Origin of the sequence: Sphingomonas sp. (genome assembly GCF_023266535.1) — a bacterium.
Lineage (GTDB): Bacteria > Pseudomonadota > Alphaproteobacteria > Sphingomonadales > Sphingomonadaceae > Sphingomicrobium.
Map to the genome: position 1 here is coordinate 1 of NZ_JAHFPY010000078.1, position 11,975 is coordinate 11,975.

An 11,975-nucleotide genomic window follows, 5' to 3' on the forward strand; every position below is an offset into this window, starting at 1 on the left:
CAAACCGCCGGCGGTTTTCCCGCAATCTCGGCGGCGCCCGGCCAATTTCTATTGAAAGACGCCGTTCTTCTGGCTGCATCCCTCGTCTTGTTCGTAAACTCGGTCCAGCGGAAGGGATCAAGCGTCGCCTAACCAGGCTGCGGCTTGACGAGAGGCGAACTTGAGGAGACGGCAACATGCCATTTCAAGGCGGTGGCACGGCCACCGCCCTCTCCCGAACCAATAACGGGCCATGACCGGCGCCAAAAGTTCGCGCGAAGGCGTTCGGCGGACGTCAGGTGTAACCCTCTCCACCACTCTGTCGGGATTTTTCTCGCGAACATCCTCCGTTGCCTCTTGGATGCACGTCAGTCCCGGACCGACCCCAGCGTAACCGATTGCCTCGCGGTTCCGAATGTAGAGTCAAGACTCGCGGCGTGGAGGCCCGTCGACCGAGTGTTCGACGGAGCATTTGATGAATACCGAAGTGTTGATTGTGGAGCTTTCCAGGAATTTGCAGCCCGTGCCCCTGCATGGTCCGCGCGCCCTTTTGCGCCGGGGTTTAATTCGGGGTGCGGCCGTCGCGATGGTGCTGGTCTTGTTCTGGCCTTCGCTGGCCGTGCGTAGCGATTTGTCCGTAGCGGCCGTGACAATGGGCTTCTGGATGAAGCTGCTCTACACCGCCTCGATCGCGTCGCTCGGCTTTTTCGCTCTCGAACGATTGAGCCGGCCTGGCGCTCGCGACCTTCACTGGACGCGACTCTTGTGGCCACCCATCGCTCTGTTGGCATTGGTCACGTCCATCCAGCTGGCCATCGCCCCCGACGGAAATACTGCCTCCTTCTGGATGGGCTCGAGTTGGTTTCAGTGCCCGCTCTATGTGATGTTGTTATCGGTGCCGGTGTTCGTTGGGCTGGTGCGGGCGATGGCCCACCTTGCTCCGACGAGGCTTGAGGCCGCTGGCGCAGCTGCGGGATTGGTTGCTGGCGCCACTGGCGCTTCCATCTACGCTCTACACTGCGCCGAGACATCGCCTGGCTTCGTGCTGCTATGGTACTCGCTCGGCCTTGCCGCAGCGACGTTGGTCGGCGCCGCCGTCGGACCACGGCTCTTACGCTGGTAAGGCGGCGGGCCCGTCTCGCGCCCACCCCAATCGCATTGCGGCGCGAAACTTTCGGAGCAGGTGTAACCGCCAGACGCTACCACTCGTATTCCGTCATGTGCCGGGCTGTCCCTCCGTTCCGTCCGGGCCCGGCACACCGATCGGAGTAAGTCTGTGCCGGAAGAAACAATCGCGCCATTTCACGGCTTCGGGCTCGGCCTGCGGATTCCACACTTCCAGAATTATCTGACCGAGGCCGTTCCTGTCGATTTCATCGAGATCATCTCCGAGAATTTCATGGGGGCCGGCGGGCGCCCGATCCACGTTCTCGATGAGGTGCGCGATCGCTGGCCCGTTGCGATGCATGGCGTTTCAATGTCGATCGGTTCGGCTGACGGCATCCGTTCCGACTATCTTGCGCGCCTGAAAGCGCTGGCTGATCGAATCCAGCCATTATGGGTCTCCGATCATCTGAGCTGGTCGCGCGTTGGGGAGGTCAATTCCCATGACCTGCTCCCGCTGCCCTTCACCGAGGAAGCACTCAACACCGTTTGCGCGAACATCGAGCATGTCCAGGATGCGCTCGAACGTCCGCTGGTCCTCGAAAACCCCTCGACCTATCTGACCTTCGCCGACGACCAGATGACCGAATGGGCCTTCCTTGCCGAGATGACGAAACGGACGGGCTGCTACCTGCTACTCGACGTCAACAACATCTATGTGAGCGGAACGAACAACGGCTTTGACCCCTATGATTATCTGGCGGGCGTGCCGGCGGACCGTGTTCGGCAAATCCACCTCGCGGGCCACAGCCAGGGGCAAGGCCGGCTAATCGATACGCACGACGAGCCTGTTCCCGATCCAGTTTGGGATCTGTTCGCCCGGATTTATCCTCGTCTCGGACGCGTCGCCACTATGATCGAGCGCGACGACAACATTCCTCCGCTTCAGGATATGTTGGACGAGCTGGATGTTGCGCGCCGCATCGCAGGCGACGTCACGGCGGCCGCGGCATGACGCTTCTCGACCTTCAACGCGATTTCCTGGGATTCCTGTTGGATGAACCGAGCGACATTCCGGTTGCCGTTGGCGGGTCCAGTGGGCCGGGCCTTGCCGTCTATCACAACGCCTATGGTGGCCAGCTCGTAGAGTGCCTCAAAGACAGTTACGAACGCCTGTGGGCGTGGCTCGGAGACGAGGCGTTCGAAGCGGCTGCGCGCCGGCATATCGCCGCCCACCCGCCGCATAGCTGGACGCTCGCCGACTACGGCGTCAAATTCTCGGAGACAATGGCCGACCTTTACCCGGACGATCCTGAGGTCGCCGAAATCGCCGCGCTCGACTGGGCTTTGCGGCGCGCGTTCGACGGCCCCGACGCACCGGCCTTCGACCGGCAACAGCTCGCAGCGGTCGATTGGGATGAGGCGGTGATCGCATTCGTGCCGACGCTCACGTTGCTGCCCGTCAAGACCAACTGTGGCGCGATCTGGAACGCGATCGCCGCCGAAGAGGAAGTTCCGGCAGCCGAGTTGCTGCCCGAGCCGGGTTGGGTGCGTGTTTGGCGCGTCGGTCTTCAACCGCATTTCGCCTCGATCGAGACCGCTGAGATGGGCGCGATCCAGCTCGCATCGTCGGGCATGAGCTTTGCTCGCCTGTGCGACCGCCTGTCCGAAGAAATCGGCGTCGAAACGGCGGTCGATGCCGCCGGCCGCTATCTCGCGTCCTGGGTGCAAGACCAGATGATCGCAGACGTCCGGTGAGACTGTTTTGCATGAGGACCAAACCGAGATGATCCGCTTCTATTTTCACCCGACCCCGAACCCCTTGAAGGTCGCCCTGCTGCTCGAAGAGCTCGGCATCGGCTATGAGCTTGTGCCGGTCGATACCTTTAAGGGCGAACAGTGCGCGCCCTCCTTTCTCGCAATCAATCCGAACGGGAAAGTCCCGGCGATCGTCGACACCGAAGGCCCCGGCGGAGTTCCGACGGCGGTCTTCGATTCGACCGCGATCCTACTCTATCTCGCAGAAAAGCACGGTCAATTTCTTGGATCACCCGAGGATCGAGGGCAATTGCTCTCTTGGCTGTTTTTCGTGGCGTCGGGCCTTGGACCGTTTTCCGGCCAGGCGGTTCATTTCCAGCGCGCCGCGCCAGCGGGTCTGGACTATGCGCTCAACCGCTATCGGCGCGAAGCCGAGCGCCATTACCAGGTTCTCGACGATCACCTGCGCGATCGGACGTACATAGTCGGCGAGACCTACACGGTCGCGGATATGGCGGCCTGGGGATGGATCGAACGCGCCGGCTTCGTCTTCCCCGAATTCGACGAGCCCCTCAGTCGCTATCCCGATTTGGCCCGCTGGCATCGGCTGGTCAATGCGCGGCAGGCGGCGTGGCGTGCTCGCGATGTTGGGAGCGATCACGAATTCAAGCGCGAGTTCGACGAGCAAACGCTGCGCGCGCTCTTTCCCTCAAACTATGCTGCAGAAGGTTGAGGTGCCGGTCATGGACGTCGAAGGAAAACGGGTTCTCATCACTGGCGGGTCAAGCGGGATCGGGCTTGAATTGGCGCGTGGGCTTGCCGCGCGCGGTGCACGTCTGGTCATCGCTGCGTGCGGAGCAGCGCGCGTCGATGAAGCTGTCGGGGCTTTGAACGCATCAGGTGCGGAGGCTGCCGGCATCACTGCCGATGTCGCGACCCCGATAGGTCGCACGGCAGCCTTGCAGGGCGCGATCGAAGCATTCGGCGGGCTCGATATTCTCGTGAACAACGCCGGCGCGGTTCGCGCCGGTCGCCTTGATGCGATTGATGAAGAGGAGATCCGCGCCATGATCGAGGTGGATCTTGTTGCCCCTATCATGCTGACTCGCACGGCGTTGCCGTTGCTGCGAGCTGGTTCCGAGAGCATGATCGTTAACGTCTCTTCCGCGATCGCATTGGTCGCGATGCCGTTCTATGCGACCTATGCGGCGGTGAAGGCCGGTCTGTCGAGCTTTGGGGAGTCGCTGCGGCGCGAGCTCAATGGAGAAGGTGTTCGTGTGATGACGGTCTACCCCAGCGGCACCGATACCCCGATGATGGCGACGAACCAGGCGGGCCCAGAGATTGGATTCTCGCTGGAGCCAGCCGAAGCTGTCGCTGAAGCGATCATTGCAGGGATCAAGCATGACGCCATCAATGTGGTTCGTGGTGGTCCCGAAAGACAGGCCCTGATCGACCTGAACAGCAAGGATCCGATGGCGATCGACGCCCATTTTCTTGCGATCAAGGACGTCTTTGAGCGAGACGTACGCTCGCACTGCGCGCTGTGAACTGATGAGGAGCCCCCATGCTGACCAGGCCCGAAGGCTCATTGCCGGAAGACTTCCACCTGACGCGCCGGGCGGCCGCTGGTTTGTTCTTCGCCGGCTATGCTCTCGCGGCTTTCTCCGCGGAGGCCGCGCCGATCACGACACCTGAAGACGGGCTGATTATTGAGGGCGTAACGATTCCGAATGGCGCGTCCCAGCACTTACCGGCCTATGTCGCCCGGCCCGCCGGTCAGGCCCGACATGCCGCGATCATCGTCGTGAATGAAATCTTCGGAATCCACGATTATATCAAGGACATCTGCCGACGGTTGGCGCGTCTCGGTTATGTCGCGATCGCGCCCGATTTCTTCTACCGTTCGGGCGTCAATCTCCCGGCTATCGCCAACATCGAGCAGATCATCCCGATCGTCCGACAGGCGACACCCGACCAAGTCGACAACGATGTCGCAGCGACTTCGACGTGGCTGAAGGCTCAAGCGTTCGTCGAAGGCACGCGGATCGCGATCACTGGCTTCTGCTGGGGTGGCGCAGTCGTCTGGCGTGCTGCCATGGAAGATCCCGATATCAAGGCAGGCGTCGCCTGGTATGGACAGCTCAAGCCGCTGATCAGCCGTGCCGCAGAACTGAAGGCCCCGGTGTTAGGCCTGTACGGCGCGCTTGATCAGGGCATCCCCCAGGCCGATGTCGAAGCGATGCGCGCTGCGTTGCAAGCCGCCGGGAAAATGGGTTCGAATATCCACGTCTATCCCGACGCCCAGCATGGATTTCACGCCGACTATCGTTCGAGCTACAACAAAGGCGACGCGCGTGACGGATGGTCGCGGATGTTGGCACATTTCAAGGCAAACGGGGTGGTATGATGATCGATCGCTCGATTGACCCGACCGCTGATCAGGTACGCCAGTTGCGTGATGATGGACCGGACGGCCCCGTGACGATGGTCAACCTGCTGAAGTTCAAAGATCGGGCCGTCTATCCCGAAGACAGCGGGGAGCCGGCACGCTCGGGAAGCGAAGCCTATGCCCTGTACGAAAAGGCATTCAGCGTCACCGTCGGCACCGTCAGTCAGGCGAACATCATCTATAATGGCGATGTCGGGCTGGTTTTTATCGGCGAACCCGGCACGGCTCCGACTGACTGGGATCGGGTGCTGATCGTTCGCTATCCTTCGCGCGGGCATTTTCTCGCGATGATGCGCGACGAAACTTATCGCGCCGCGCTTGTTCACCGCTATGCAGCTATTGAACGAACCGTTCTCCTGCAATGCGGCACTGAGCTGGCCGCGCTGTAGATCCTTCTCAACATCGTAACTTTCGCAAGAGCGTTCATGGCCTCCGCTGGATTCGCAGCAGCTGGTGATGAAGGGCAAACGCTTGCTATCCGATGTGCGTGCGCCGGCTTCCGACGGAATTGTGGTCAACCGCGTCCTCCCGGTGGACCGGGAGGACGCGGTTCGTGGATCAGGCCTTCCAGTTCTCGGGGAAAATCCGTTTGAGCGCGTCGACCTTCGGCCGATCATTGACAATGATGTAGGGGTAGTTCGGGTTGCGGGCCATAAAGTCCTGGTGGTAGCCCTCCGCCGCAAAGAAGCCCCTCTGCTGCTCGAGGCGCGTGGCGATCGGCGCGGAAAAGACGCGAGCGGCGCTCAGCTGGCTGATGTAGGCACGCGCCACCCTCGTCTGGGCCGCCGATAGCGGGAACAAGGCGGTGCGATATTGGGTGCCTTCATCAGGCCCCTGTCGGTTCACTTGGGTTGGGTCGGCGACCACGGAGAAATAGATACGCAGCAACGTAGCGTAGTTCACCTGCCGAGGGTCGAACACGACCTTGACCGATTCCGCGTGGCCAGTCGCACCGCTCGAAACAGTCTCATATTGCGCGGTCGATGCCGAGCCACCGGCATATCCCGAAGTCGCGCTAACCACACCCTTCACATGGCTGAAGACACCTTCGACACCCCAAAAGCAGCCCCCGGCAAAGATCGCCGTCTCGCGATTTCCCCCAGGCGCCTCCTTCATGACCGCGACGGGAACCTTGATTGCGCTATTGCGAGCTTCGCTGGGCCTTATCGCAGCGGTCACGGCGACACCGGCGAACAATGTAACCGCAAGGGCAGTGGAACGTAACATGGACTCAAACTCCGGAAACATACCTCCAATCCGGCATTCGTTCGTGCCGCGACACAGGTTACACTCCTTCCTGTAACCATCCTGCCTTCGACTACGAATATGTCAGCATGGAACGATCGCTCGCTCAGCCTACTCGCCGCAAGCTCCTTGGGCTTGGCACAACTGCAGCCCTCGGCGCGCTCGCATGGCGGTTGATAGGCGCCGATGATGCCGCGGCTGTGGCGACCGTACCCGCCACATTTCGTCTCACCGACGCGGAATGGCGCAAGAGACTCTCTCCGCAGGCTTACGCCGTGCTCCGACGAGCATCGACCGAATACCCCTATACAAGTCCGCTCGATAAGGAGCACCGCAAAGGCACGTTCGCATGTGCTGGATGTGCGCTCCCGCTCTATTCGTCCGCGACTAAATTCGACAGTGGCACGGGCTGGCCGAGTTTTTACGACCACCTTCCTCACGCCATCGGCGAGCACCGCGACAATAGCCTTGGTGTGGAACGCACCGAGGTTCATTGTACACGATGCGCCGGTCATTTGGGACATGTCTTCAATGATGGCCCGAGACCGACCGGGCTTCGCTATTGCATGAACGGCGTAGCGATGACGTTCAAGCCAGCTTGAGCGGGCCATGACGGGCGCCAAATTAATTGTCGCCGGGCTCAGCCACCGAAGTTACCTCGAAGGCGGCTGCCTCTTCGTGCCTTGGCGAACCGCATTGGGATCGGGACGGCGCGCAATAGCAACAGCAATCTATGCCCCCTCTACGGTTGATTGCTGATGTCATTCAGCATTTGCCAGATACGACACGTCCTCGCCGCGGCCGATCACGGCAGCTTCTACAAAGCTGCCCGCGCATTGGGGATGGAACAGTCCACACTTAGCCGGGACGTTGCCAAACTAGAACGAATGATCGGAGTCCAAATTTTTGTGCGTTCGCGTGCAGGAATAAGTACGACAGGGGCCGGACGCGATTTTATTCGATGCGTTAGGCCAATGCTCGCGAATGCGGACAAGCTCGTAGCCATAATGCGTGCTGCTGGTCAGGGCCGCGCCGGCGACCTCGTTATCGGACATTATTGCTCGCTCTCGGCCGGCAACCTACGCGCGACCATGCTGGGTTGGCGCGGTGCGCATCCAGACGTCAATCTAGACGGGATAGAGGCAAACCGAGGTGCTTTGCTTGCTGGTCTCGATACCGGGGAGATCGACATTGCCATTATGGCGGGCGAAGCTGCCCATGATGGTTATCAGCGCGAAGCGTTCTGGAGCGAGCGCGTGATGGTAGCCCTGTCGTCGAGCCACCCTCTTGCAGAACGCGAGATCATCCATTGGACCGACCTTCGCAGCGAACGCTTCCTGCTCCCCGCAACAGACCCCGGTCCAGAAATTCGCGACATGCTACTCGGCCGCCTGTCGGTGGCGGGAATGCAGCCGGACGTCAGAATGCACCAGTCCGGTCATGGGACAATTCTTAGTGTGCTAGGCGACGGGCGCGGCCTCAGCATCATCTGCGAGGGTGGCTCCGGCACACAGTATCCCAATGTGGTCTATAGGCCCATGTACGGAGAACAAGGACCAGTGCTGATCTGCTATTCCGGATACTGGCGCGACGAAAATTGCAATCCCGCTTTGCGGCGATTTCTCCAATTCGTCAAAACACGCTATGCACTATCCTTCAAAATTTCTGAGAATTCAGTAGAATAGGGTTAGTTTTCGTTGGAGCGTAATGCCATGTCACAAGGCAAGCCACTTATCATTGTTCTGGTCGCGTTGGTCTTCGGATTTGCCGGAGGGTTCATCCTACGGCCGATCATCACGCCAGCGCCGCAAACGGCTGCGGTCGCCAGCCCAGCGACAGTTGCGCCGACATCGACAGAGGCGCGCGGCACACAGTATTTCGTGGCGCATGTCGATGAAGCGCGGCGGATCGTCGCCGGATGTCGCGATGGCTCAGTGCGCGGCGGCGAATGCGCCAGTGCCGAGCAAGCCGTGGCCGAAGTGGAAGGCCGCGAGCGCTTCAAGAAATTCATGGGCAACTGACGGCAGCGTGATGGCTCAGTCTTTCGCGCCGCCGCGACGCCGCGAAAACCCCCGGTCGCTTGCCATGAACTTCGCCAACATGGGTGAGACGAGCTTCTCGGGGGCGATGGCTTCCCCTCCCGTTTCGGCTGCGAGCGCAGCGGCGTAGGCGGCGAGATCGCGGTGAACGGCGGCGGGCAGTTCGACCGTCAGCTTCACCGGCCGATCATCGGCGAGAGGCCCCAGCTTCAATTTCGTCATCGTGCGCCTCCAGTGGGTTCCAATACGAGGTCGCGGGTCAGGATCACGCGCAAGGGGTGCCCCGGCCGAATGGTGAGTGTCGGCTGCACATTGAGCTGCCGCCGCACGATCTGCTGGCCGGTCTGGTTGATGGTGTCCTGCGAGCCGCGCCGAAGGGCACGGGTCAGGTCATCCTCACTGTCCGCGCCCAGCTCGGCGCCGACGCCGAGCAGCGTCGAGACGGCAGCGGCCTTGAGCAGGTTTCCCCAATGCTGATTGACGCGATCCTGTAGGCCGGCAAACCCGGCTCCGTCCGCGCCGGGCTGGCGCTCGAGAACGATCGAGCGGCCATCCGGCATGATGAGCCGGTCCCAGGCGAGCAGCACGCGGGTCTGCCCGGCGGCGATCTCGCTGTCATACTCCCCGATCAGCCGCGCGCCCTGCGGGATGAGCAGGATGCGCCCGGTCGGGCTGTCATAGACGTTGGCCGTCACCTGGGCCGTGATCTGGCCGGGCAGGTCGGAACGGACGCCGGTGATGAGCGCGGCGGGAATGATGCTGCCTGCCTGAACGATGTTGGGCGATGCCGGCGCCGTCAGTCGCTCGACGCTGACCGTGCGCTGGTTGGCCGCCTGCGCCATGAAAGCGCGCTTGGCGGCCTGATCGCTTTGCGCCGCCGTATCCCCTGCCGCTGGTGTCGCCGGGCTTGCCACGGCCAGGCTGGGCAAGGCCGGCGCGGCCGATGACGACGCTCCCCCGCCGCTGCCGAGAAAGACCGCGCTGGTGCGAGCCGCGTCCCGCTCCTGAGCGGCGCGCTGGCGGGCAGCTTCGGCGGCTTGGGCGCGCGGATCGGGCTGCGCGCCGACCGGCGGCACGGGCACGGGCACGGCATCGCCGCGCTGCTGCGCCGAGACGATCGGCCGGCCAAGATCGCCAGGTAGTGGCGGGCCAAGGCGCGGCGTTTGGCCGTAGTCCTTCGGCCCCGAGGTGATCGCGTCGGCCGTGGTCCGGCTGTCGGTATTGTAGAGTTCCTGAGCGGCCTTCTCGCCGGGCGGCCGTAGCGCGTAGATCAGCGAGCCGCCGATACCGAGACCCGCGGCGACGCCCATCACGGCCAGTGCCTTGCGCGACAGGCGCATGACGCGCGGCGGGTCGCCTCGGAGTTGGAAGGCTTGAGGATCGGAACGCGGCGCGCGCGTGGCGGGCGCTTCGGTCGAGGGAGTGTCGGCAGAATCGCTCACGGCCGCCGCCCCCGTCCATCGTCGCGCACGATGCGGACGCGCTGCTCACTGCGTTTGTCGCCGAGGCGCAGTTCGGCGGCGGCGAACAGGCGATCGACCACCATGTAGCGGCCCTGGACGCGGTAGTTGACCAGCTCGGCATCGCCGGCCGCGCCGGTCACGAACAGCGGCGGGATCTCGCCCTGCGAGATCCCGGCCGAAAACTCGATGAAGACCTGCTGGCCGTCGTCGAACGCGCGGGCGGGACGCCACGGCGCCCGATCGCCCTCGATGCGGTAGCGGAAGTTGAGAGCGGACACATCCACGCCCGTCGCCACTGGGGCGGCGGATGCGGCGGCGGCGTTCCGGCCCTGCAAGGCGATCAGCGCATCCTGCGGATAGGTCCAGCTCACCGACGCCATATAGGTCGCCGCCGTGGCGCGCAGCTCCAGATGATAGGTGCGCCGGTCGGTGTTGATGACGAGGTTCGTTGAAAGATCGGGCCGGGTGGGCTTCGCCAGGATATGCACGCGCGCCGTGGGACCGCTGCCGCTGATCGTATCGCCGATGATCCAGCGCACGGTGTCGCCGGCCGCGACCGGACCCGGCCCGACGAGCTGCTCACCTTCCTGCAAGGCGATGTCCGTGACCTGGCCGGGCGCGGAATAGACCTGATAGAGCGCGCCATCGGTCCAGGGATATTGCTGGATGGCGTTGAGGAACCCGTCGCGCACCGGCTGCACGCGCGCGGCGGCATTCGCCGCGCCCACGCGCCGGCGGGGATCGGACGGCTCCGGCGCGCGCGGCGTATCCGTCACCGGCTTTAGCTGGCCGGGAAGCGGCAGCGGCTCGGGGATCGTCACCACCTCGACCGGGCGTGGCGGTTCCGGCGCGGGCGTTGCCGTGATCGGCGCGGGCGGATCGTCATAGGCGATGGCGGGCGGCTTCGCCGATGTGGTGGCGCAGCCGGCGAGCGCCGATGCGGAAACGAGCAGCGCAGCGGACGCGGCTCGGCGGAACGGACTCGCGGTCATTGCGACAGCTCCTTCGACCAGTTGAGGGCATTGACGAAGACGCCGAGCGGATTCTTGCGCAGGGCATCGGGGGTGCGCGGCGGCTGCACGACGACGGTGAGGATCGCCGACCATCGTTCCGTCGCGGCAAGGCTGCCGTCCTGATAGCGGCGCTCGGTCCAGGCGACGCGGAAGCTGTCGGGTGACGCGCGGATCACGCTGGATACGTCCACCGCGACCTGCACCTTGCCGACCTGCGCGAACGGATCGTTGGCGCGCGCATAGTCGTTGAGGAACAGCGCCCCCTTGTCGGTGGTGAAGTCGTAGGCGCGGAGCCAGTTCTGGCGGACGATGACGGGATCGGCGGGGATCGCGCGGACCTGCTCGATGAAGCGGGCGAGATGGAACGCGACCTGAGGATCGGTCGGGCGGTAGCCGCCCTCGGCCGGCGCGACCGCTTGGGCCTCGCCGAGCCGATCGACCTCAACCACCCAGGGCACGATATGCCCGCGGGCCGACTGCCAGACGAGGCCGCCAGCCAGGCCGCTCGATAGCGCCAGCGCGCCGAAGAAGGCGAGCCGCCAGTTCCTCGCCTGCACGCGAGACGAGCCGATCCGGTCGTCCCACACCTGCGCCGCGCGCTGGTAGGGAGTCGTCGGCTCCGGGGTTTGTCCGTATCGGATGCTGGGGCGTCGAAACATGGATCAATCCTTCTGGCTGAGATCGACGGACGATCCGCCGCCGCCGCTGTCGCCCGAGCGCAGCGTATGGGCGGCGACGGTCGCGCCGTGGGTCATGGTCTGGCGGCGTCTCATCGCGGCGGCCCAGGCGGGCGAGCCGCCGGAAGCCTCGGCCGCGGGCGCGGGGCTGCCGCCCGAAATGGCGCCGCCCGTCGCGGTGACGGCGGCACGGCCGCCCGAGCGGTAGCTGTCCTTGAGCGAAGCGGCGGCCTTGCGCAGCGGCG

At 63.6% G+C, this 11,975-nt stretch carries 15 protein-coding genes and 2 pseudogenes; 11 read left to right on the forward strand and 6 right to left on the reverse strand.

Going from position 1 to position 11,975, the window contains the following annotated elements; translation table 11 throughout:
- Positions 1 to 454: 454 nt before the first annotated feature.
- The 7 genes from Q0C64_RS11400 to Q0C64_RS11430 all read left to right on the forward strand — a co-directional run bounded on the left by Q0C64_RS11400 (position 455) and on the right by Q0C64_RS11430 (position 5,682).
- The gene (locus Q0C64_RS11400; RefSeq protein ID WP_230189377.1) at positions 455 to 1,102 is read left to right on the forward strand and encodes a DUF1109 domain-containing protein; all 648 of its coding nucleotides are present in this window, start codon (positions 455 to 457) and stop codon (positions 1,100 to 1,102) included.
- Positions 1,103 to 1,270: 168 nt separating this feature from the next.
- The gene (locus tag Q0C64_RS11405) at positions 1,271 to 2,098 is read left to right on the forward strand and encodes a DUF692 domain-containing protein (protein WP_230189479.1); all 828 of its coding nucleotides are present in this window, start codon (positions 1,271 to 1,273) and stop codon (positions 2,096 to 2,098) included.
- Positions 2,095 to 2,841 carry a DNA-binding domain-containing protein gene (locus tag Q0C64_RS11410; protein ID WP_230189376.1) on the forward strand — a complete coding sequence of 249 codons (747 nt, stop codon included), beginning with the start codon at positions 2,095 to 2,097 and terminating at the stop codon, positions 2,839 to 2,841. The genes Q0C64_RS11405 and Q0C64_RS11410 overlap by 4 nt, the downstream gene beginning before the upstream one ends.
- 28 nt (positions 2,842 to 2,869) lie before the next feature.
- Entirely contained in the window at positions 2,870 to 3,574 is a 705-nt protein-coding gene (locus Q0C64_RS11415; protein WP_230189375.1) for a glutathione S-transferase C-terminal domain-containing protein, read from the forward strand.
- Positions 3,558 to 4,391, forward strand: coding sequence for an SDR family oxidoreductase (locus Q0C64_RS11420; protein WP_294018305.1), 834 nt, complete (start codon positions 3,558 to 3,560; stop codon positions 4,389 to 4,391). Before Q0C64_RS11415 ends, Q0C64_RS11420 begins: the two co-directional genes overlap by 17 nt.
- A gap of 17 nt (positions 4,392 to 4,408) precedes the next feature.
- A complete protein-coding gene (locus Q0C64_RS11425) occupies positions 4,409 to 5,251 on the forward strand; it encodes a dienelactone hydrolase family protein (protein WP_230189373.1) in 843 nt (280 codons plus the stop codon).
- Positions 5,251 to 5,682 carry a hypothetical protein gene (locus Q0C64_RS11430; RefSeq protein ID WP_294123887.1) on the forward strand — a complete coding sequence of 144 codons (432 nt, stop codon included), beginning with the start codon at positions 5,251 to 5,253 and terminating at the stop codon, positions 5,680 to 5,682. Before Q0C64_RS11425 ends, Q0C64_RS11430 begins: the two co-directional genes overlap by 1 nt.
- 169 nt (positions 5,683 to 5,851) lie before the next feature.
- Here Q0C64_RS11430 and msrA read toward each other — a convergent pair whose 3' ends face one another.
- Positions 5,852 to 6,520: a peptide-methionine (S)-S-oxide reductase MsrA gene (gene msrA / locus Q0C64_RS11435; protein ID WP_230189371.1), complete on the reverse strand. Its 669-nt coding sequence runs from the start codon at positions 6,518 to 6,520 to the stop codon at positions 5,852 to 5,854.
- Positions 6,521 to 6,627: 107 nt separating this feature from the next.
- Here msrA and msrB point away from each other — a divergent pair, with 107 nt between their 5' ends.
- From msrB to Q0C64_RS11450, 4 genes and pseudogenes are all read left to right on the forward strand, one after another.
- On the forward strand, positions 6,628 to 7,140 hold the full coding sequence (gene msrB, locus Q0C64_RS11440; protein ID WP_230189370.1) for a peptide-methionine (R)-S-oxide reductase MsrB: 513 nt from the start codon (positions 6,628 to 6,630) through the stop codon (positions 7,138 to 7,140).
- Between the two features lie 156 nt (positions 7,141 to 7,296).
- Positions 7,297 to 7,476, forward strand: a pseudogene (locus Q0C64_RS13405) (LysR family transcriptional regulator); the annotation flags it as partial.
- A gap of 36 nt (positions 7,477 to 7,512) precedes the next feature.
- Complete coding sequence (locus Q0C64_RS11445; protein ID WP_294123890.1) at positions 7,513 to 8,223, forward strand: LysR family substrate-binding domain-containing protein; 711 nt, start codon at positions 7,513 to 7,515, stop codon at positions 8,221 to 8,223.
- Positions 8,224 to 8,250: 27 nt separating this feature from the next.
- Positions 8,251 to 8,559, forward strand: coding sequence for a hypothetical protein (locus Q0C64_RS11450; protein ID WP_230189368.1), 309 nt, complete (start codon positions 8,251 to 8,253; stop codon positions 8,557 to 8,559).
- 15 nt (positions 8,560 to 8,574) lie between these two features.
- On the opposite strand, the gene Q0C64_RS11455 is transcribed toward Q0C64_RS11450, so the two are convergent.
- From Q0C64_RS11455 to Q0C64_RS11475, 5 genes and pseudogenes are all read right to left on the reverse strand, one after another.
- Positions 8,575 to 8,799 (reverse strand): DUF2274 domain-containing protein, encoded by a 225-nt coding sequence (locus Q0C64_RS11455; protein WP_230189367.1) that lies wholly within the window; start codon positions 8,797 to 8,799, stop codon positions 8,575 to 8,577.
- Positions 8,796 to 10,019, reverse strand: coding sequence for a TrbI/VirB10 family protein (locus Q0C64_RS11460; protein WP_230189366.1), 1,224 nt, complete (start codon positions 10,017 to 10,019; stop codon positions 8,796 to 8,798). The genes Q0C64_RS11455 and Q0C64_RS11460 overlap by 4 nt, the downstream gene beginning before the upstream one ends.
- Entirely contained in the window at positions 10,016 to 11,032 is a 1,017-nt protein-coding gene (trbG, locus tag Q0C64_RS11465) for a P-type conjugative transfer protein TrbG (RefSeq protein WP_230189365.1), read from the reverse strand. Before trbG ends, Q0C64_RS11460 begins: the two co-directional genes overlap by 4 nt.
- Complete coding sequence (trbF, locus tag Q0C64_RS11470; protein ID WP_230189364.1) at positions 11,029 to 11,712, reverse strand: conjugal transfer protein TrbF; 684 nt, start codon at positions 11,710 to 11,712, stop codon at positions 11,029 to 11,031. Before trbF ends, trbG begins: the two co-directional genes overlap by 4 nt.
- A gap of 3 nt (positions 11,713 to 11,715) precedes the next feature.
- A pseudogene (locus Q0C64_RS11475) lies at positions 11,716 to 11,975 on the reverse strand (P-type conjugative transfer protein TrbL); the annotation flags it as partial.

Bases quoted from the DNA above. Each gene is read 5' to 3' on its own strand.
- trbG (WP_230189365.1), bottom strand. From the start codon at position 11,032: ATGACCGCGAGTCCGTTCCGCCGAGCCGCGTCCGCTGCGCTGCTCGTT.
- Q0C64_RS11450 (WP_230189368.1), top strand. From the start codon at position 8,251: ATGTCACAAGGCAAGCCACTTATCATTGTTCTGGTCGCGTTGGTCTTC.
- Q0C64_RS11420 (WP_294018305.1), top strand. From the start codon at position 3,558: ATGCTGCAGAAGGTTGAGGTGCCGGTCATGGACGTCGAAGGAAAACGG.
- msrA (WP_230189371.1), bottom strand. From the start codon at position 6,520: ATGTTACGTTCCACTGCCCTTGCGGTTACATTGTTCGCCGGTGTCGCC.
- Q0C64_RS11430 (WP_294123887.1), top strand. From the start codon at position 5,251: ATGATCGATCGCTCGATTGACCCGACCGCTGATCAGGTACGCCAGTTG.
- Q0C64_RS11425 (WP_230189373.1), top strand. From the start codon at position 4,409: ATGCTGACCAGGCCCGAAGGCTCATTGCCGGAAGACTTCCACCTGACG.
- Q0C64_RS11410 (WP_230189376.1), top strand. From the start codon at position 2,095: ATGACGCTTCTCGACCTTCAACGCGATTTCCTGGGATTCCTGTTGGAT.
- Q0C64_RS11415 (WP_230189375.1), top strand. From the start codon at position 2,870: ATGATCCGCTTCTATTTTCACCCGACCCCGAACCCCTTGAAGGTCGCC.
- trbF (WP_230189364.1), bottom strand. From the start codon at position 11,712: ATGTTTCGACGCCCCAGCATCCGATACGGACAAACCCCGGAGCCGACG.
- Q0C64_RS11455 (WP_230189367.1), bottom strand. From the start codon at position 8,799: ATGACGAAATTGAAGCTGGGGCCTCTCGCCGATGATCGGCCGGTGAAG.
- msrB (WP_230189370.1), top strand. From the start codon at position 6,628: ATGGAACGATCGCTCGCTCAGCCTACTCGCCGCAAGCTCCTTGGGCTT.
- Q0C64_RS11400 (WP_230189377.1), top strand. From the start codon at position 455: ATGAATACCGAAGTGTTGATTGTGGAGCTTTCCAGGAATTTGCAGCCC.
- Q0C64_RS11445 (WP_294123890.1), top strand. From the start codon at position 7,513: ATGCTCGCGAATGCGGACAAGCTCGTAGCCATAATGCGTGCTGCTGGT.